A 17,720-nucleotide genomic window follows, 5' to 3' on the forward strand; every position below is an offset into this window, starting at 1 on the left:
TGCTGAAGCTCCACCCCGCGCCAGGATCGGCGCGGGATGGAGGCGTTGCATCAGTTCAGGCAGCGCGCCGCCGACGAACCGCGGGGCAGGGGCACCGACACCGCTTCCCACGCACAGGCGACGGCGTTCACGACGGTTGCCTCCATCAGGCCCTTGTCGACCAGTTCCTGCGCCGCGACCTGCGTGGCCTGTCGCGCCTGCGGATAAGTAAAGCGTTCGGTCATCGCCAGGCCGGCGCGGTACCAGATCTTTCCAGCGGCATCGCGACCGATGCCTTCCAGGCCAACCGCGCCGTTGCAGGTCAGGTCGGACGTGCGCACCGTCGCGCGATGCGATGCCGGCACGACCTGCCCTTCGGCGAGCAGGTAGAAGAAGTGGTTGCCGACGCCCGACGTGTAGTGCGGGTCGTGGCCGAGCACGCGTACCGAGATGAAGTCACCCTTGAATCCACCGGCCGGATAGCAATCGAACGAGCGCCGGTCGAGGCTCGGCTTGAACAGGTAGCGCAACGGTGAACCGTCGATCCTGACGCCTTCACCCATCAGGTAGTCCGGTGGATCGTTGGCGTTGTTGTCGAAGAATTCGACCAGCGTGCCGTGGATGTCGGACGAGGATTCGTTGAGACCACCGGCGTCCGCCGAATAGAACAGGTTGGAGGTGGCGTCGGTCACGCCATGGGTCATCTCGTGGCCGGCAACGTCGATGGCGACCAGCGGGTGGGTGACGCCGGGCTCGCCGGTTCCGTACACCATGTGCGACTGGCTGCCGTCCCAGAAGGCGTTGGCGTTGCTGAGTGCTTCGCCACCGTCGCCGACGAACTTCCCGTTGACATAGCTCTTCACGCCCGTCGCGTCGCCATGGATGCCGTGGCGCTCGTACTGCTGGAGATAGTAGTCCCAGGTGGCCGAGACGCCGTAGTGCACTTCTGCTGCCGAACGGCCGGCATTGCCAGTGCGTTCGTCACCCCAGAGGTTGTCCAGGTCGAACATCGGCGGCTGCGGGAAGTGGTTGCCGGCGGTTTCGGCATTCACGTTTGCACCGGCCAGGTCGTGGACGGTGCCACCACCGCGACGGTCATCGCGCAACAGGAAGCCCCTGCCGCGTCCATCGCTCTCGGCGGCGCTGACCTTGCTGGTCGACAGCGCAACCTGGCCGCGGCCGATGGTGAAGCCACGGCCGGTGGCCGGCGTGGCGCTGACGATCAGCGCGTCCTTGCCGAGGAAGCCACCTTTGTCGGCGTCGACATAGACAAGTTCGTGTGCGGGACGCTGCGCTTCGTCGGTACCGCGGAACGCCACCTCGTAGGCCAGCCTGGGCTGGTTGTCTTCGGCGAAGTAGACCATCCGGGCCTCGGGTCGCTGCTGGGTGCTCCCCATGAAGAAGGCAGAGGCGTCGGCAATGGCGTCGTCGGCGGAAAGCGCCGGCGCGGGCGCAGTACCGTCGCCGAGTTGCAGGTCCATCGTCTTGTTGAGCCAGCGCAGCTGTCCGTCCTTCATGTGCGCGACCATGCCGCCACCGATCACCGGCAATCCCTGGAACTGCCGGTCGAAGCGGACGTACTGGCTGCCATCGGCTTCGATGATCAAGTCACGTGCGCGATAGACCTCGGCGGCGAGCGCTTCGTCGCTGCCCGGCAGTCCGCCGTTGGCGGCGGCTGCAGAGGCGAGCTTCTGCTTGCGCAGCAGCTCGCGTGCCTGCTCGACCACCGGGTGCTGTTGCAGTTCCGCCGGTGCCGTCGTCCCCGAAGCGACGATCGTCGGCACGAAGCCGGAACCGAGCCGGCGCGCGGTCGATGTGTGCGCGGACGAAGTGGCCGGTGAGGTTCTAGGCGTACCGGTGTCCATGAGATGGGTGTCATTGGCAACGGGTGCAGCTGGGCCTGCATCCCGGTCGTACTTCATCCATGCGGTGGTGGCGGTGGTAGCGATGGCGAGGAGGATCGAAGCGGTCAGTACGCGCTGCTTGGTGTCCATGCGGATGTTTCTCTCCTGACTGTTGCGCGAGGTGGCACTGCGGAGTGGCCGTGAACGCGCCCGCCGTCGGCACGCGCGATCGCAGCGCTGTCGTGGAAGGTCGTCGCAGGGACGGCCCCGGGTTCGACGACTTCCATCCGGGTACCTCGTCGCGGCCGGCAGAAAGACGACATTCGCCGCCGTCGTGCCTGCAGGAATTTCAGACAATTCTTAAAGACTGACGAAGTACCGGCCTATAGCGTTTGCGCCGAAGCTGAACGCTTGTTCAGGCACTGCGACCCGCGGCGGGTGGGTATCCATGAATCGGGAAAGGTATCGTGCGTCACTGCTCGCAGCGGCGCTGCTGGCGGCTTATTCCTCTGCCGCGATCTCCGCGGAGTGGCGCGAAGGCGCTACCTACGGCGCCGGTTCGACGGTCACCTACCAGGGGCGGACCTACCAGGCGCTGCAGGGACACACGGCCTACTCCGGTGCCGGCTGGACGCCCAACGCCAGCCCGACGCTATGGCGCGACATCGGCGCCGCGACCGGTGCGCCAGCGCCGGCACCGGCACCGTCGCCCTCACCCTCACCGTCGCCGTCGCCGTCGCCGACACCAAGTCCTTCATCGGGAAGTTGCGGCGCTGCCTGGTCCGCCGGCGCGACATATGCAAACGCGGGCACGCGCGTCACGCACGGTGGCCGCATCTTCCAGAACAAATGGTGGACCCAGGGCGACAACCCCGCGCAGTCCGGTGAGTGGGGCGTGTGGCAGGACATGGGGGCATGCTCGAGTGGTGGAGGCACTTCGGCGCCGGCACCGGCGCCTACGCCAACACCAACACCAACACCAACACCAACACCAACACCAGCGCCGGCACCGGCACCGGCACCGGCACCGGCACCAACGCCAACACCAACACCAGCACCAGCACCAACACCAACACCAACACCCGCACCCGCACCCGCACCAGCACCAGCACCAACACCGGCACCAACACCGGCACCGGCACCGGCACCGGCACCGGCACCAACGCCAGCTCCGGCGCCGGCACCAACACCGGCTCCAGGCCCTGTCACCGGAACAGGTCCGTCGTCCGGCAAGGAAGTGGGCGGCTACTTCGCGCAGTGGGGCATCTACGGGCGCAACTACCAGGTCAAGGACATCGCCAGCAGTGGCGCGGCCCAGCACCTGACGTTCGTCAACTATGCCTTCGGCAACCTCTACCCCAAGAACGGTGGCTACGAGTGCGACATCATCACCAAGGCCGAACCGAGCGATTCCAACAGCCCGCAAGCCGGTAGCGGTGGCGACGGCTGGGCCGACTACCAGAAGGGCTTTACCGCATCCGAGTCCATAGACGGTGTAGCCGATTCGTGGGGATTGGCCTGGGACGATCCGCGCACCGGCAAAGCCGGGCCGCTCAAGGGCAACTTCAACCAGTTCAAGAAGCTCAAGGCCAAGCATCCCGGGATGAAGGTGATGATCTCGCTGGGCGGCTGGACCTGGTCGCGGTGGTTCGCCAAGGCGGCGGCGACCGATGCGCTGCGCAAGCAACTGGCGAGCTCGTGCATCAATGTCTACATCAAGGGCAACCTGCCGTTCGACCAGGCCAGCAATGCCGGCGGCGACGCGGCCGCGGCCGGTGTCTTCGACGGCATCGACATCGACTGGGAGTTCCCGGGTGGTGGTGGAATGCCCTACAACGCGGTCGATCCCGACGACAAGCGCAACTACACGCTGTTGTTGGCGGAGTTCCGCAAGCAGCTCGATGCGATCGGCCAGCAGAACGGAAAGCACTACCTGCTGACCGTGGCGATCGGGTCGGGCGGCGACAAGATCGCCAACACCGAACCGGGCGAATACAGCAAGTCGCTCGACTGGATCAATGTCATGTCCTACGACTTCCACGGTGGTTGGGAGGCCACGGGGCCGACGGACTTCCAGTCCAACCTGCATCTCGATCCCGACAGCCCCAACGCGAAGGGCAACGGTGCAACGTTCAACGTCGACAGCGCGATCCAGGCGCTGCTGAAGGGCGGAGTGCCGCCTTCGAAGATCGTCGTCGGCATTCCGTTCTACGGCCGCGGCTGGACCGGCGTGGCGGCCGGGCCGAAAGGCGACGGGCTGTACCAACCGGCCAGCAAGCAGGCCCCGGGCAGCTACGAAGCGGGCATCGAGGACTACAAGATCCTCAAGAACGCACCGGGCATCGTGCGCGAACATCCGGTCAGCAAGCAGGCGTGGAAATACGACGGCACGACCTTCTGGTCGTACGACACGCCGGCCACCGTGCGCGAGAAGCTCGACTACGTGCGCCAGCACAACCTGCGCGGTGTCTTCAGCTGGGAGCTTGATGGTGACGCCGAAGGCGCGGAGCTGACCAAGGTGATGGGAGAGATCAACAAGTAGCCACGGCCATCGTCACCGGAGTCGACCATGCACGCTGCTCCTTCCCCCGCAGCCTCCCTTCGCCACAAAGCCGGCGGTTTCACCTTGCTGGAATTGCTGGTGGTCCTGCTGATCATCGCGCTGCTGGCGGGATACGTCGGGCCGAAGCTGTTCGGCGAGATCGGCAAGGCAAGGAGCAAGACCGCGGCGTCGCAGATGAAATCGATTGCCGACGCTCTGGACCGTTATCGACTGGACACGGGACGGTTTCCCACCAGCGAAGAGGGCCTGCAAGCCCTTTCGGACGATCCCGGCAATCTGCGCGGTTGGGCCGGGCCGTACATGAACAACGAGGTGCCGCCCGACCCCTGGGGCGCGCCGTACGTGTTCCGCACGCCCGGCGAGGGTGGAAAGGACTACGACCTGCTGACGCTGGGCGCCGACGGCAAGCCCGGCGGAACCGGCGAAGACGCCGACATCGTCGCCAAGTAGGGGCGACGACATGGCCCTGCGCAAGCCGCGTTTCGACCGCTCGCTGTTCACGCAGGAACTGATCGCACTGCTGGAGGCGGGCCTCAGCCTGATCGAGACGATGGAGACGCTGCGCGACAAGAGCGGCGAGGGCGTCAACCGGAGCGTGCTGGCCGGCATCGTCGACGCGCTGTGCGAGGGACTGCCGCTGTCGAAGGCGCTGGAACGCCAGCCCGATTCGTTTCCCGCGCTGTACGTGGCGACGGTCGCTTCGGCCGAGCGCACGGGACATCTCGCCGAAGCGCTCAAGCGCTACCACCACTACGATGCCAGGCTGGCGGTGGTGCGGAAGAAAGTGGTCTCGTCGATGGTGTACCCGATGGTCGTGATCGCGACCGGGGCGATGATCATCCTGTTCCTGGCGTTCTACGTGGTGCCGAAGTTCAGCCAGGTCTATGCATCGATGAAGGACCTGCCGGCGGCCGCGCGATTGATGCTGTGGTGGGGCGATACGGTGCACGCCCACGGCGTCGTGCTGTTTGCCGCGATGGTGACCGCACTGGTGCTGGCGGTGCTGTCGCTTCGCAGTGCGCAGGTACGGGCTAAGTTGATCGGGCTTGTCTGGGCCTTGCCGCGCATGGACCAGTACCAGCGCCTGTTCGCGCTGACCCGCTTCTACCGGACCCTCGGATTGCTGCTCTCCGGTGGCATGTCGGTGGTGGCGTCGCTGGAGCTGTCGTCGCAGCTGTTGCCGTCGCGGATGCAGCCGTCGCTGTCGCAGGCACTGGGCGACATCAGCGCCGGCAAGGCCCTGTCGACCGCGCTGCCTGCCGCACAGCTGACGACGCCGGTGGCCGAGCGCCTGATACGGGTCGGCGAGCAGAGCGGTGAGGTCGCGGCCATGGTGACGCGCTCGGCCGAGTTCTGCGATGACGAACTGGACCGTGCCATCGACACACTGATGCGGATGGTGGAACCGGTGCTGATGCTGGTGGTCGGCGCCATCGTCGGCACGATCGTGTTCCTGCTGTACATGCCGATATTCCAGCTGGCTGGAAGCGTGGGGTAGGGCAATGACGACCATCTCCAACGAGCGGCAGGAGCGCGACGCAGGACAGGCCATTGCCTGGGGGGGCGACGGCTCGTTGCAGGTGCGTATGTGGAACGAGGCCGGGCAGGATCCGGATCAGTACCTGCAGCGGGTCGGTCGTCTCACCGGCCTGCAGGGCCTGGACGCGGGAGAGCTGGACGCCCTCACGCCCTGCTTCGACGTGCTGCCGTTCGCCGAGGCCATGCCGCGCAACTGCCTGCTGGCGCGCGATGCCGACGGGCTTGCGTTGCTGGTCCTGGCCGATCCGTTCGATCCACGCCAGCGTTCGTGGGCCATGCAGCGGGTGCGCGTGCCGTTCCGCTTCGGTTTCTGCGTACCCGGCGTTCTGCTGGCCTACATGGCCACGCACGAGGTCGAGCACCAGGCGATGGGCCAGGTCGACATGGGCCACGCGCAGGCCGCCGGCAGCGACGGGATGAAGATCACGCTGGCCACGCTGGCCGCCGACGTCCACCCGGTGATCCGCCTGGTCAATTCGTCGCTGTACGACGCGCTCAAGGCAAGGGCGTCGGACATCCATGTCGAAAGCACGGCCTCGGGCCTGGTGGTCAAGTACCGGATCGACGGCGTGCTGCTGGCTGCCGGTTCCGCCGCCGGCAGCGATGTCGCCGAGCAGGTGCTGTCGCGCTTGAAGGTGATGGCCGACCTGGACATCGGCGAGCGCAGGATCCCGCAGGACGGGCGGTTCCGCGCCATCATCAACCAGCGCGACATCGACTTCCGCGTCTCGATCATGCCGTCGATCCACGGCGAGGACGCGGTGCTGCGCGTGCTCGACAAGCAACGCGGGCAACGCGACGCCGCGCCATTGCGGCTGGACGCGATCGGGCACGAGGCCGACGTAGTCAGCGCGATCCGCGCCATCGCCCATGAGCCTTATGGCCTGATCCTGGTCACCGGGCCGACCGGTTCGGGCAAGTCGACGACGCTCTATGCGACCTTGTCGGAGATCAACACGGGCGAGGAAAAGATCATCACGATCGAAGACCCGGTGGAATACGAACTGCCCGGGGTGCTGCAGATTCCCATCAACGACAAGAAGGGCCTGACGTTCGCGCGAGGCCTGCGTTCGATCCTTCGCCACGACCCCGACAAGATCCTGGTCGGCGAGATCCGTGACGGCGAGACCGCCGGTATCGCCGTGCAGGCGGCCCTGACCGGTCACCTGGTGCTGACTTCGGTGCATGCCAACAGTGTGTTCGCGGTGCTGGACCGTTTCCTGCACATGGGCGTGGACATGCACAGCTTCGTCGCGTCGATGCTCGGCGCGGTGGCGCAGCGGCTGATGCGGCTCAATTGCCCACATTGCCTGTGCGAGGCGCCGCCGGACGAGGCCCTGCTGCAGGCCTCGGCGCTGAGGCCCTCACTGGTCCGCGACTGGCGATGGCGCAAAGGCGCAGGCTGCGATGCGTGTCGCAGGACCGGCTATCTCGGCCGGCAACCTGTCGCCGAGGTGCTGCGTTTCAACGATGCGATCCGGCAATGCTTCATGGAACGCCGGCCATTGCAGGAGCTCCGGCAGGCCGCGCACGAGAGCGGCTTCGTGCCCATCCGCCAGGTTGCCCTGCGCGCAGTGGCCGACGGCCGCACAACCTTGGCGGAGGTGAACCGTGTCACGCTGGTGGAGTAGGGCACGCGCATTGCCGGCGAGGGTCGCCGGCCAGCTTTCGGCGATGGCGTCTTCGGTGGAGGCGGTATGGATCCGCCGAATGCTGTGGATCGATGACGAATGCGTTTGCCTGCGCGCGGCGGCCGGTCATGCGCCGGTGAAGGTTGCCTTGACCACGAGCTGTGATGTTGCGGCGGCCCTGGCGGCAGTCGAAACGCTGCTTGGGAGGGCATTTCCCGCGCCACGCGGGCGTGGCTTGCATCGCGTCGAGGTGGTGGTTTCAGGTCGGTTCGCCTGTTACATCGTCCTGCCCTGGGCGGCGCTGCCGCGACCGGCCGACTGGCTGGCCGCGGCGCGGACGAAGTTCGCGCTCGACGGCCTCGGTGCGCCGGAGTCGTGGCGGTTCAGCATCGAAGACGGCCCATGGGGCGCTCGCGCATGGCTGCGGCCGCCCCGGAAGCGCTGTGTGCAGGAATCGCCCGGCTGTGCAAGGAGCACAAGCTGCGCCTGGGCCGGATCGAGCCGGGCTTCATGCGTGACGTGTCCCTTCATCGGGCGCGGATCGAGGATGGTTCGATCGCGATCATCCAGATCGAGGAGCGCGCCGGCCGTAGTTCGGTCGCCCATGTCGGCTTCCGCGATCAGCAGCAGTGGACGGGCTATGTCGCGCTGCCGGCGGTCGCGCAGATCGGCCCCGTGCTACGCGACGCAGCGCTTCTTTGTCGTGCCGCGCCGCTGCAGCGTACCTATCTGATCGCGCCGGCACGGATGCAGGCGGCGCTGGCCGGCCTGGCCGACGCGCACTGGTTGCCTTCGCATGCCGGGGACATGCCATGAAGGTCCAGCGCTTCGACCTGCACCAGACCCATCGCGCGGGTCAGGCAGCGCTCACGGCCAGCCTTGTGTTGGCGGTTGCGATGCTGGTGGCCGCGGTCCAGTACCTGGACGCGCTGCGTGGTCGCGGTCATGCACTCGATGCGCGTGAAGCCGCGATCAGGCGCAGCGAGGACGCCCGTCGCGTCATTGGCAATGCGCACCGCGGCGCCGCCGACGCACGCGCGCTCGAACTGATGGCCAAGCAGCGGTACGCAATGGAACCGGCGCGCGACCTGATGGAACGTGGCTGGAATCCGGGCATCGCCCTGCTGTTGCTGGACCTGGCCACCGACACGCGCCAGATCGACATGGTGTTCGAATCCCGGTCGGCGCAGGAAGCGCTGGCCTACGTCGACTGGCTGGAAATGCAGGCCGCTGCCGAGCGCGTGCTGGTGAAGCGGCAGACCGGCAAGCAGGGAGCGGCTGGCAGTGCGGTGGAGACACGCGTGCAGGTGATCTGGCGCACGTCGCCATCGGGGCGGCAATGAAACGCATCGAATGGGAACTGCGTCGTGCATCGTGGCGGCTGGGCAATCTCGGTCGACTGGCCGTCGTTGTGCTGGTCATTGCAGGGGTCATTGCCTGGGTCGAAGTACGGCCGTTACAGGTGGATCTGGCCAAACGCGGGGAGCAGTTGGACGCGCGCACCGTCGCCATGGCCCATGCGCCGCCGCCGCTGCCGGAAGCGGCACTCGACAAGGCCAGTGCCGACCAGCGCTTCTCGGTGTTCCTGCACAGCTTCCATGCCATCGCCGCCCGTCATGGCCTCGTCATTCCCAGTGCCGTCTACCAGGCCGAGCCGTCCGATGGCACTCGTCTGCGTCGTTACCTGGTGGAGGCATCCTTCAACAGCGACTATCGCCAGTTCCGTGCGTTCACCGCCGACCTGCGGCAACTTCCAGGGGTTCGCATCGAGCACCTGACGCTGTCGCGGCAAGACATCGGCCAGACGCAGCTTGCGATCCGGATCCAGTGTTCGTTGCTGGTGGAGGTTGTGTCGTGAAGCGTGCCCGCCAGTGGCGGCCAGGGGTGAAGCGTGCTGCGCCCTGGCTGGGGCTCGCTGCAGTGGTCCTTGGCGCGGTGGGAATCGTTGACCGTTGGGACCGCGCGGAGATGGTGCAGCCAGGTGCGTCGCCCGCGCCCGTGAAGCCGGCAGCGCGGCGGCCCGGCGCGGCTGCAGTGCCGCCTCCGCCCATGCAGGTCGATCCGGCGCAATTCGTCGATCTCTTCCCCCATCAGGACTGGGCGCCACCACCGCCACCGCCCCCGCAGGTGACGGACGCACTGCCAACGCCCACGCAACCTCCACCGTTGCCGTTCGCGATCGGTGCGTTGTGGCTGGACAACAGCGGTGGGTTCTACGCGGTCCTTACCGCCCAGGGTCGGGAGTTCCCCGTGTGTGTTGCGTGCCGTCAGTCGGGCTTCTACCGCGAAGGCGACGTCCTGTTGGGCTCGTACCGGATCGACAAAGTGACGAGTCAGGAAGTCCGGTTCGTTTACCTGCCGATGAAGCGCCTGCAGCAGATGTCGTTGGGGGGATGACATGCGAGCCGTCTGGTCCCTCGTTGCATCCGCCGCGCTGGCATTGTTGACCAGTTGCGCCAGCGACATGCGCCACGAGCAGATGGATTCGATGCTCGCGAAGCAGACGCCGGAAACGTCATTGCCGTGGCTTGCGGAACAATCGGCGGCGCATCCCGATGACCTGGCGTTGCGCAGCAGGTACCTGCAGGTCAGGCGGGACGTGGTCAACGAGCACCTGCGCAAGGCAGTAGCCGCATACGAGGCCGGCGACCCGGTGCAGGCCAGGGAGTGGGTCGGCAAGGCCATCGCGATCGCCCCGGACGAACAGCCCCCGCGCGCGATGATGGAGTGGATCGATCGCCAGGCGCAGATCGACTCGAAGCTCAAGTACGCCGAATCGGTGATGACCCAACGCCCGCAGGAGGCGCTTGCAATCGCCAGCGAGGTGCTGTCCAGGCAACCGGGCAATCTGCAGGCCGGACGTCTGCGCGACGCCCTCCAGGCGCCCGATGGCGGCAAGTCCGGACCCGTGCTGACGCGCGATCTCGACCGTCCGATCACCGTGCAGTTCCGCGACCAGCCGCTGATCAGCATCTTCGAGTTGATGTCGAACATCACCGGGCTGAACTTCACCTTCGATCGCGAAGTCGTATCGACCGCGCCTACCACCATCTATGCCACCAATACCCCGATCAAGCAGGTGCTGTCGCTGGTCCTTCAGTCCAACCAGCTGGCCAGCAAGGTCGTCAGTGGCAACGCACTGCTCATCTATCCGCGCCGGCCGGACAAGGAGATGGAGTACCGCGACCTCACGGTGCGCACCTTCTATCTCCAGAACGCCCAGGCGCCGCAGGTGCTCGCCGCGCTCAAGCAGATGGTCAAGACCCGCGATGTGGTGCTGGACGAACGCACCAACGCGATCATCATGCGCGACTCCGAAGAGGCCATCGGCGTGGCCGAGCGCCTGATCGCGGCGATGGACGTGACACCGGCCGAGGTCGTGCTGGAGGCCGAGGTGCTGGAAGTATCGGCGACCGATCTGCTGCAGTTCGGGTTGCTGTATCCGGATCGCATCGAGTTCACCGCGAGCCCCGCGGCCGGCAGCGACATTCCCGGGCGGAACACGCCGGGACTGCTGACCCTGGAGGAGCTCAGGAGCCTCAACAGCGGTGACATCCTGGTGCGGCTGGGCGCGCCTTCGCTTGCCCTGGACATGCTGCAGCGCGAAGGCAGGACCAACACGCTGGCCAATCCGCGCATCCGCGTGCGCAACCGCGAGAAGGCCAAGGTGCTGATCGGCGATCGCCTGCCGGTGGTGACGACCACGCTGTCGGACAACTTCAGCACCGAGAGCATCAACTACCAGGATGTCGGCCTGTCACTGGAAGCCGAACCGATCATCAGCAGCAACGATGAAGTCCAGGTCAAGTTGCGGCTGGAGGTGTCGAGCGTCACCGATACGATCACCACCAGCACCGGGCTGGTGGCCTACCAGATCGGCACGCGCACGGCCGAAACGGTGATGAGCGTGCGCAACAACCAGACGCAGGCGCTGGCCGGCCTCCTGCAGCGCAACGAGCAGGCCGGCGGCACCGGCATCCCCGGCCTGAGCCGCATCCCCATCCTCGACCGCATCTTCGGCACGCGCGGCAGCGACAAGCGGCGGACCGAACTGATCCTGCTGCTCACGCCGCACATCGTGCGCAACCAGGGCGTTCCGGTCGACAGCATCACCGACTTCTATTCCGGCACCGAGACGCACCTGGTCACGCAGCGCGACGGTGCGGCAGCCACTGCACCAGCCCCGGCGACGATGCAGGGGGGCGCGACGCCTTCGCCGGGGCAGAAAGGCGCTGCAGCCGCGCCACCGCCTGGTGCAACGCCAGCGGCGCAATCGCCACCTCCGTCGCCGCCTCCGTCGCCACCGCAGGGCAGGCGCAGATGAGCCTGCCCATGGCACCTCGCGGATTCACCTTGATCGAGCTGCTGGTCACGCTCGCGATCATGGCGACGTTGGCCATGGTGGCGTTGCCGCTGACCCAGGTCGCGGCGCAGCGCTCGCGCGAAGACGAACTGCGGCGTGCGCTGTGGCAGATCCGCGATGCCATCGACGCGTACAAGGCGGCGACCGACGAGGGCAGGGTCGACAAATCGGTCGACGACAGTGGCTACCCGCCGACACTCGACGTGCTGGTGGAAGGCGCGGTCGACAAGGGCAGCGCCGGCGGCGCGCGGATCTACTTCCTCAGGCGCATTCCGCGTGATCCGACCTGCGATTGCCCCAGTCGCGGCGATGCCCAGACCTGGGGCCTGCGCAGCTACGCCAGTCCACCGGACTCGCCCGGCGAGGGGCTCGATGTCTACGACGTGTACTCACGGTCGGAGGGCGCCGCGCTGGATGGCACGGCGTATCGCACGTGGTGAGGCGCGCCACCGAGCGACAGGGATTCACCCTGATCGAGCTTCTGGTGGTGCTGGCCATCATGGGCGCGCTGTTGACGCTGGTGGTGCCGCGCTACTTCGAGCAGGCCGACCGGGCCAAGGAGACGGTGCTGCGCGAGAACCTGACCGTGATGAGGGTATCGATCGATCACTTCCACGCCGACCGCGGTCGCTACCCGCAGACGCTGCAGGAACTGGTCGAGGGCCGATACCTGCGCGAGGTCCCCACCGATACCCTCACCGGCAGCCGCACCACCTGGACGCTGGTGGCGCCGGCGGACGGCGAGGCCGGCATCTACGACGTGCGCAGCGGCGCCCGGGGCAAGGGCAAGGATGGCACCGACTACAGCACCTGGTAGGCCGCAGCGCGGCTTTGGCATCCTCGCCGCGCTGCTGTGCGTGGCGTTGATCGGCATCTACCTGATGGAAGTGGGCACCCTGTGGAGCCTGCAGGTGCAGCGGACGAAGGAAGCACAGCTGCTGCGCCACGGCGATGCGATCCGCGAGGCCATCCGCAGCTATGCGATGGCCGACGGGGGCGGCGGCTATCCGACTCGCCTGGAGGACCTGCTGGTGGATCCGCGCGTGCCTTATCCGCGCCATCACCTGCGCGCGCTTTACCCCGATCCCATGACCGGCGGCGACTGGCTGCTGATCACCGGCCCGGAAGGCGAGATCTACGGCGTCAACAGTTCGGCCACGGGCGTGCCGTTGAAGCAGCAGGGATTTCCGCCGCAGGACGCCAGCTTCGCGATGAAGTCCAGCTACCAGGAATGGAAGTTCACCCACTATCCCTCGTCCGGACGGATGCGGCGATGAGATCACTCGCTTCCTGGAGGCCCACACATGCTTTCCGCTGACTGGACCTCTTGGCTGCGCGAGAACCTCGAGCGCGGCTGCACGCCCGACTCACTGGTGCAGGCGATGATCGCCAAATGCATCGACGGTGACGAAGCCGCCCAGGCGGTGGCGCAGGCACTGACGGAGATTGGGATAGCCCGGACCTCGACAGCCCCATGCTGGCCCGATCGATTCGCCCTCCGCCTGGCCAACCGGGCCACGATCGGCGGACGCCTGATGCGCGTGATTGCCCGCCTCGAACGGCCTGCCGCCGTGTTGCTGGACAACGTGCTGTCGGCGCGGGAGTGCGATTACCTCATCGCGCAGTCGAAGAAGCAGATGCGGCCGTCGACGGTGGTGTCCCCCGACACCGGCGAGATGGCGCAGATCGAAGCGCGCAGCAGCGAGGGGGCCTGTTTCGTCCGCGGCCACGACGAGACCATCGCCGGCATCGAGGCGCGCCTGGCCGAGCTGATGCAGGTCCCGGTCGACCATGGCGAAGGCCTGCAGGTACTGCGCTACCGGACCGGCGGCGAGTACCGGCCGCACTACGACTACTTCCCGCCGGAGCAGGCCGGCAGCGCTCGCCACCTGGCGCGCGGCGGGCAGCGGACGGCCTCGTTGATCCTCTACCTCAACAGCCCCGAGGCGGGTGGCGAAACGATCTTCCCCCTGGCGGGCGCCGCTTTCGTTCCGCGTTGCGGCAGCGCGCTGTACTTCGCCTACTGCGATGGCCAGGGGCGGCTGGACACCACCAGCCTGCACGGTGGCGCGCCGGTGGCGGGCGGCGAGAAGTGGATCGCGACCAAGTGGGTGCGGCAGCATCCCTACGGGTGACCCGGACGGTCGGTACCCGCGTCACCTCGGCGGCGGGGTGGTCCAGCGACCGGCCGGCGGGACCGGCATTGACGCGGATTCAACAAACAAGTCCCTAGGCTGAGTGGATCGCCTTCACCGACCACGGAGCAAGCCATGTCGTTGACTCTCACGATCGACTTCTCGGACGAGGACCTGGAGCGGTTCACCGGCCAGATCGAAGCTGCCAAAAAGGACGCGGAAGGCAAGAGCAACGAGGAGATCGTGGCGGCCGCCACCGTGCTGCTGGAAAAGGCACAGCAGGGCAATCCGCCGATCTTCGTGAAGCAGCGCCTGCCGGCCCTGGGCACGCTGATCGCGATGCTGCGCGACGAGGCCTGGGCGCTGTCCGACGAGGATTCGCTCCGGGTGCGTGCCGCCCTCAATTACCTGGCAGCGCCGATCGACATCATTCCCGACGACATTCCGGTGTTCGGCTTCCTCGACGACGCGGTGATGATCGAACTGTGCGCGCGCAAGCTGTCGCACGAGATCGAGGCCTATGACGACTTCTGCGAGTTCCGCGAGCGCGAAGCCGAGCGGCGCGGCCTGCAGCCCGAAACCGTCGGCCGTGCCGACTGGCTGCAGGGCCGTCGCGACGAACTCCAGGAACGCATGCACCGCCGCCGCGGGCGCGAGTCCGGCCGGGGCTTCGGCCAGGGCTACGGCTCCAGCAGCGGCTACGGCAGCCCGGTCAGCCGCTACACGGACAACAGCTGGCGGCCCGGTCCGTTCAAGTTCCGCTGACGAGTGTCGGTGAGCACGCGGGGCAGGGGGCGGGCCCGGTGGGACCCGGCTGCCCCTGCGCCCGGGAGATGCCGGGCTGCTACAATTTGCGGTTCCTTTGACCGCACCGCACGGACATGATCGAACTCAATCCCGTCCGCCAGCGAATCGCCGACCTCACCGGTCGGCTGGATTCGCTCAGGGGGTATCTTTGACTACGACAGCAAAGTCGAACGTCTCGAAGAAGTAAACCGCGAACTCGAAAGCCCCGATATCTGGAACGACTCCGAGCGTGCCCAGGGCCTGGGCCGTGAGCGCTCCTCCCTGGAAAAGGTCGTCGATGGCATCCGCAACCTCACCGACGGTCTCGTCGGCGCGGGCGAGCTGCTGGAACTGGCCGAAATGGAAGACGACGAGGGCACCGCGCTGGCGGTGGTCGACGACGTCGAGCGCTACGCCAAGGAAGTCGAGAAGCTCGAGTTCCGCCGCATGTTCTCCGGCAAGATGGACGCGGCCAACGCCTTCGTCGACATCCAGGCCGGCGCCGGTGGCACCGAGGCCCAGGACTGGGCCGAGATCCTGCTGCGCATGTACCTGCGCTGGTGCGAATCGCGCGGCTGGAAGACCGAGCTGATGGAAGTCAGCGGTGGCGACGTCGCCGGCATCAAGTCGGCCACGCTGCGCGTCGAAGGCGATTTCGCCTACGGCTGGCTCAAGACCGAAACCGGCGTGCACCGCCTGGTGCGCAAGTCGCCGTTCGACTCCGACAACCGCCGCCACACCAGCTTCACCTCTGTGTTCGTGTCGCCGGAAGTCGATGACAACATCGACATCGACATCAATCCGGCCGACCTGAAGACCGACGTCTACCGTTCGTCCGGCGCCGGCGGCCAGCACGTCAACAAGACCGAATCGGCGGTGCGAATCACGCACGTGCCGACCGGCATTGTCGTGGCCTGCCAGACCGGCCGCAGCCAGCACCAGAATCGCGACAACGCGATGAAGATGCTGGCCGCAAAGCTCTATGAGCTCGAGATCCAGAAGCGCAACGCCGAACGCGATGCAGTCGAGGCGACCAAGTCCGACATCGGCTGGGGCAGCCAGATCCGCAATTACGTGCTCGACCAGAGCCGCATCAAGGACCTGCGCACCGGCATCGAGCGCAGCGACACGCAGAAGGTCCTCGACGGCGACCTCGACGAGTTCGTCGAAGCCAGCCTGAAATCGGGCCTGGAAGCGGGCTCCAAGCGCGCCGACGCCGTCTGATCTACATTTCCACCTCCCAGCAAGATCAAAAACCCATGACCGACCAGCCCACGCCCCAGACGCACACCGACGGCACCGCGCCGGACGAGAACCGGCTCATCGCCGAGCGTCGCGCCAAACTCACGGCGCTGCGCGGGCAGGGCATCGCGTTCCCCAATGACTTCCGCCGCGCCGACTTTGTCGGCGACCTGCAGGACGCCTACGCCGACGCTGAGCAGTGGACGGCCGAGGCGCTGGACGGCAAGCGCCACCGCGTGGCCATCGCCGGTCGCGTGCTGCTCAAGCGCGACATGGGCAAGGCGGGTTTCGCGCAGATCCAGGACGAATCCGGGCGTCTGCAGCTGTGGCTGAAGAAGGACCTGCTGGGCGACGCCTACGAGGTGTTCAAGGAATTGGACCTGGGCGACATCGTCTCCGCCGAGGGCGAGCTCACCCGTACCCGTACCGGCGAGCTGTCGCTCAAGGCCGAAAGCCTGCGCCTGCTGACCAAGGCGCTGCGCCCGTTGCCGGACAAGTTCCACGGCATGGCGGACGTCGAGCAGCGTTACCGCCAGCGCTATGTCGACCTGATCGTGACGCCCGAGGCGCGCGACGTCTTCGTCAAGCGCTCCAAGATCATCCGCGCCATGCGCGCCTGGCTCGACGCCCGACGCTTCCTCGAGGTCGAGACGCCGATGATGCATTACATCCCCGGCGGCGCCGCGGCCAAGCCCTTCGTCACGCACCACAACGCGCTCGACCTGGAGCTCTACCTGCGCGTGGCGCCGGAGCTGTACCTCAAGCGCCTGGTCGTCGGTGGCCTGGAGCGCGTCTACGAGATCAACCGCAACTTCCGCAACGAGGGCGTGTCGACCCGGCACAACCCCGAGTTCACCATGCTCGAGCTGTACGAGGCCTACGCCACCTACACCGAGATCATGGACCTGACGGAAGGCGTGATCCGCGACGTCGCCCAGGGCGTGCTGGGCACCACGAAGCTCCACTGGGAAGGTCACGACATCGACGTCGGCCCGGCCTTCCGCCGCTGGTCGATGACCGATGCCGTGCTCGAGCACAACCCGGAGATCGCCCGCGAGGACCTGCGCGACGTCGCGAAGATGCGTGCGCATTGCGCCCGCCTGGGCATCGCGACCAAGCCGGGCAACGGCTGGGGCAAGCTGCTGCTGGACATCTTCGAGAAGACCGTCGAGCACACCCTGGTGCAGCCGACCTTCATCATCGACCACCCGGTCGAGGTCAGCCCGCTGGCCCGCGCCAGCGACCGCGACCCGGAGCTGACCGACCGCTTCGAGCTGTTCATCAACGGCAAGGAGCTGGCCAACGGCTTCTCCGAGCTCAACGACCCCGAGGACCAGGCCGAGCGCTTCCGCGCCCAGGTCGAGGCCAAGGAGGGCGGTGACGACGAGGCCATGCACTTCGACGCCGACTACATCCGCGCCCTGGAGGTGGGCCTGCCGCCCACCGGCGGCCTGGGCATCGGCATCGACCGCCTGGTGATGCTGATGACCGGCTCGACGTCGATCCGCGACGTCCTGCTGTTCCCGTACATGCGTCCCGAGACGGGCGGCTGAGCCTGAACCGACAGCATCGGCTTGGACGACCGTTGCCACGAACCCTGCGGACGAGCGCGCCGCGGGGTATCCTCGGTACCGAGGC

19 protein-coding genes and 1 pseudogene are annotated in these 17,720 nt (G+C 67.0%); 17 read left to right on the plus strand and 3 right to left on the minus strand.

Annotation, left to right across the window (positions count from 1 at the left end; translation table 11 throughout):
- Positions 1 to 50: 50 nt before the first annotated feature.
- Positions 51 to 1,973, minus strand: coding sequence for a M4 family metallopeptidase (locus ACFOPO_RS14450; protein ID WP_386704028.1), 1,923 nt, complete (start codon positions 1,971 to 1,973; stop codon positions 51 to 53).
- Positions 1,974 to 2,271: 298 nt separating this feature from the next.
- On the opposite strand from ACFOPO_RS14450, the pseudogene ACFOPO_RS14455 reads away from it, so the two are divergent.
- Positions 2,272 to 2,421: pseudogene (locus tag ACFOPO_RS14455) on the plus strand (carbohydrate-binding protein); the annotation flags it as partial.
- Between the two features lie 14 nt (positions 2,422 to 2,435).
- Here the strand turns inward: ACFOPO_RS14455 and ACFOPO_RS14460 are convergent.
- Together ACFOPO_RS14460 and ACFOPO_RS14465 are read right to left on the minus strand one after the other, a co-directional pair.
- Complete coding sequence (locus ACFOPO_RS14460) at positions 2,436 to 2,636, minus strand: hypothetical protein (protein WP_386704177.1); 201 nt, start codon at positions 2,634 to 2,636, stop codon at positions 2,436 to 2,438.
- A 143-nt stretch (positions 2,637 to 2,779) separates the two neighbouring features.
- Entirely contained in the window at positions 2,780 to 3,007 is a 228-nt protein-coding gene (locus tag ACFOPO_RS14465; protein ID WP_386704179.1) for a hypothetical protein, read from the minus strand.
- 53 nt (positions 3,008 to 3,060) lie between these two features.
- On the opposite strand from ACFOPO_RS14465, the gene ACFOPO_RS14470 reads away from it, so the two are divergent.
- From ACFOPO_RS14470 to lysS, 16 genes are all read left to right on the plus strand, one after another.
- Entirely contained in the window at positions 3,061 to 4,365 is a 1,305-nt protein-coding gene (locus tag ACFOPO_RS14470) for a glycoside hydrolase family 18 protein (protein ID WP_386704172.1), read from the plus strand.
- A 27-nt stretch (positions 4,366 to 4,392) separates the two neighbouring features.
- Positions 4,393 to 4,836 (plus strand): type II secretion system major pseudopilin GspG, encoded by a 444-nt coding sequence (gene gspG / locus ACFOPO_RS14475; protein ID WP_386704029.1) that lies wholly within the window; start codon positions 4,393 to 4,395, stop codon positions 4,834 to 4,836.
- A 10-nt stretch (positions 4,837 to 4,846) separates the two neighbouring features.
- On the plus strand, positions 4,847 to 5,884 hold the full coding sequence (locus tag ACFOPO_RS14480) for a type II secretion system F family protein (protein ID WP_386704030.1): 1,038 nt from the start codon (positions 4,847 to 4,849) through the stop codon (positions 5,882 to 5,884).
- Between the two features lie 4 nt (positions 5,885 to 5,888).
- A complete protein-coding gene (locus ACFOPO_RS14485) occupies positions 5,889 to 7,556 on the plus strand; it encodes a GspE/PulE family protein (protein WP_386704031.1) in 1,668 nt (555 codons plus the stop codon).
- A 417-nt stretch (positions 7,557 to 7,973) separates the two neighbouring features.
- Complete coding sequence (locus tag ACFOPO_RS14490) at positions 7,974 to 8,372, plus strand: hypothetical protein (protein ID WP_386704032.1); 399 nt, start codon at positions 7,974 to 7,976, stop codon at positions 8,370 to 8,372.
- The gene (locus ACFOPO_RS14495) at positions 8,369 to 8,899 is read left to right on the plus strand and encodes a hypothetical protein (RefSeq protein ID WP_386704034.1); all 531 of its coding nucleotides are present in this window, start codon (positions 8,369 to 8,371) and stop codon (positions 8,897 to 8,899) included. The genes ACFOPO_RS14490 and ACFOPO_RS14495 overlap by 4 nt, the downstream gene beginning before the upstream one ends.
- The gene (locus ACFOPO_RS14500) at positions 8,896 to 9,414 is read left to right on the plus strand and encodes a hypothetical protein (protein WP_386704036.1); all 519 of its coding nucleotides are present in this window, start codon (positions 8,896 to 8,898) and stop codon (positions 9,412 to 9,414) included. Before ACFOPO_RS14495 ends, ACFOPO_RS14500 begins: the two co-directional genes overlap by 4 nt.
- The gene (locus tag ACFOPO_RS14505; protein ID WP_386704037.1) at positions 9,411 to 9,953 is read left to right on the plus strand and encodes a hypothetical protein; all 543 of its coding nucleotides are present in this window, start codon (positions 9,411 to 9,413) and stop codon (positions 9,951 to 9,953) included. The genes ACFOPO_RS14500 and ACFOPO_RS14505 overlap by 4 nt, the downstream gene beginning before the upstream one ends.
- A gap of 1 nt (position 9,954) precedes the next feature.
- Positions 9,955 to 11,880 carry a secretin N-terminal domain-containing protein gene (locus tag ACFOPO_RS14510; RefSeq protein WP_386704038.1) on the plus strand — a complete coding sequence of 642 codons (1,926 nt, stop codon included), beginning with the start codon at positions 9,955 to 9,957 and terminating at the stop codon, positions 11,878 to 11,880.
- The gene (locus ACFOPO_RS14515; RefSeq protein ID WP_386704039.1) at positions 11,877 to 12,359 is read left to right on the plus strand and encodes a type II secretion system protein; all 483 of its coding nucleotides are present in this window, start codon (positions 11,877 to 11,879) and stop codon (positions 12,357 to 12,359) included. The genes ACFOPO_RS14510 and ACFOPO_RS14515 overlap by 4 nt, the downstream gene beginning before the upstream one ends.
- Positions 12,353 to 12,736, plus strand: coding sequence for a type II secretion system protein (locus ACFOPO_RS14520; RefSeq protein ID WP_386704040.1), 384 nt, complete (start codon positions 12,353 to 12,355; stop codon positions 12,734 to 12,736). Before ACFOPO_RS14515 ends, ACFOPO_RS14520 begins: the two co-directional genes overlap by 7 nt.
- Positions 12,711 to 13,196 (plus strand): type II secretion system protein, encoded by a 486-nt coding sequence (locus ACFOPO_RS14525; RefSeq protein ID WP_386704042.1) that lies wholly within the window; start codon positions 12,711 to 12,713, stop codon positions 13,194 to 13,196. The genes ACFOPO_RS14520 and ACFOPO_RS14525 overlap by 26 nt, the downstream gene beginning before the upstream one ends.
- Before the next feature lie 27 nt (positions 13,197 to 13,223).
- Positions 13,224 to 14,054 carry a 2OG-Fe(II) oxygenase gene (locus tag ACFOPO_RS14530; protein WP_386704044.1) on the plus strand — a complete coding sequence of 277 codons (831 nt, stop codon included), beginning with the start codon at positions 13,224 to 13,226 and terminating at the stop codon, positions 14,052 to 14,054.
- Between the two features lie 135 nt (positions 14,055 to 14,189).
- Positions 14,190 to 14,819, plus strand: coding sequence for a DUF1232 domain-containing protein (locus ACFOPO_RS14535; RefSeq protein WP_386704046.1), 630 nt, complete (start codon positions 14,190 to 14,192; stop codon positions 14,817 to 14,819).
- 116 nt (positions 14,820 to 14,935) lie between these two features.
- Positions 14,936 to 16,064 (plus strand): peptide chain release factor 2 gene (prfB, locus tag ACFOPO_RS14540; protein ID WP_386704048.1). Its coding sequence is split into 2 segments (ribosomal slippage): positions 14,936 to 15,010 and positions 15,012 to 16,064, totalling 1,128 coding nucleotides; the frame shifts between segments, so codons are not numbered across the junction.
- 35 nt (positions 16,065 to 16,099) lie between these two features.
- Positions 16,100 to 17,635 (plus strand): lysine--tRNA ligase, encoded by a 1,536-nt coding sequence (gene lysS, locus ACFOPO_RS14545; protein ID WP_386704049.1) that lies wholly within the window; start codon positions 16,100 to 16,102, stop codon positions 17,633 to 17,635.
- The last annotated feature ends 85 nt before the right edge of the window (positions 17,636 to 17,720 follow it).

Source organism: Lysobacter sp. GCM10012299, assembly GCF_042649405.1.
Classification (GTDB): domain Bacteria; phylum Pseudomonadota; class Gammaproteobacteria; order Xanthomonadales; family Xanthomonadaceae; genus Lysobacter_J.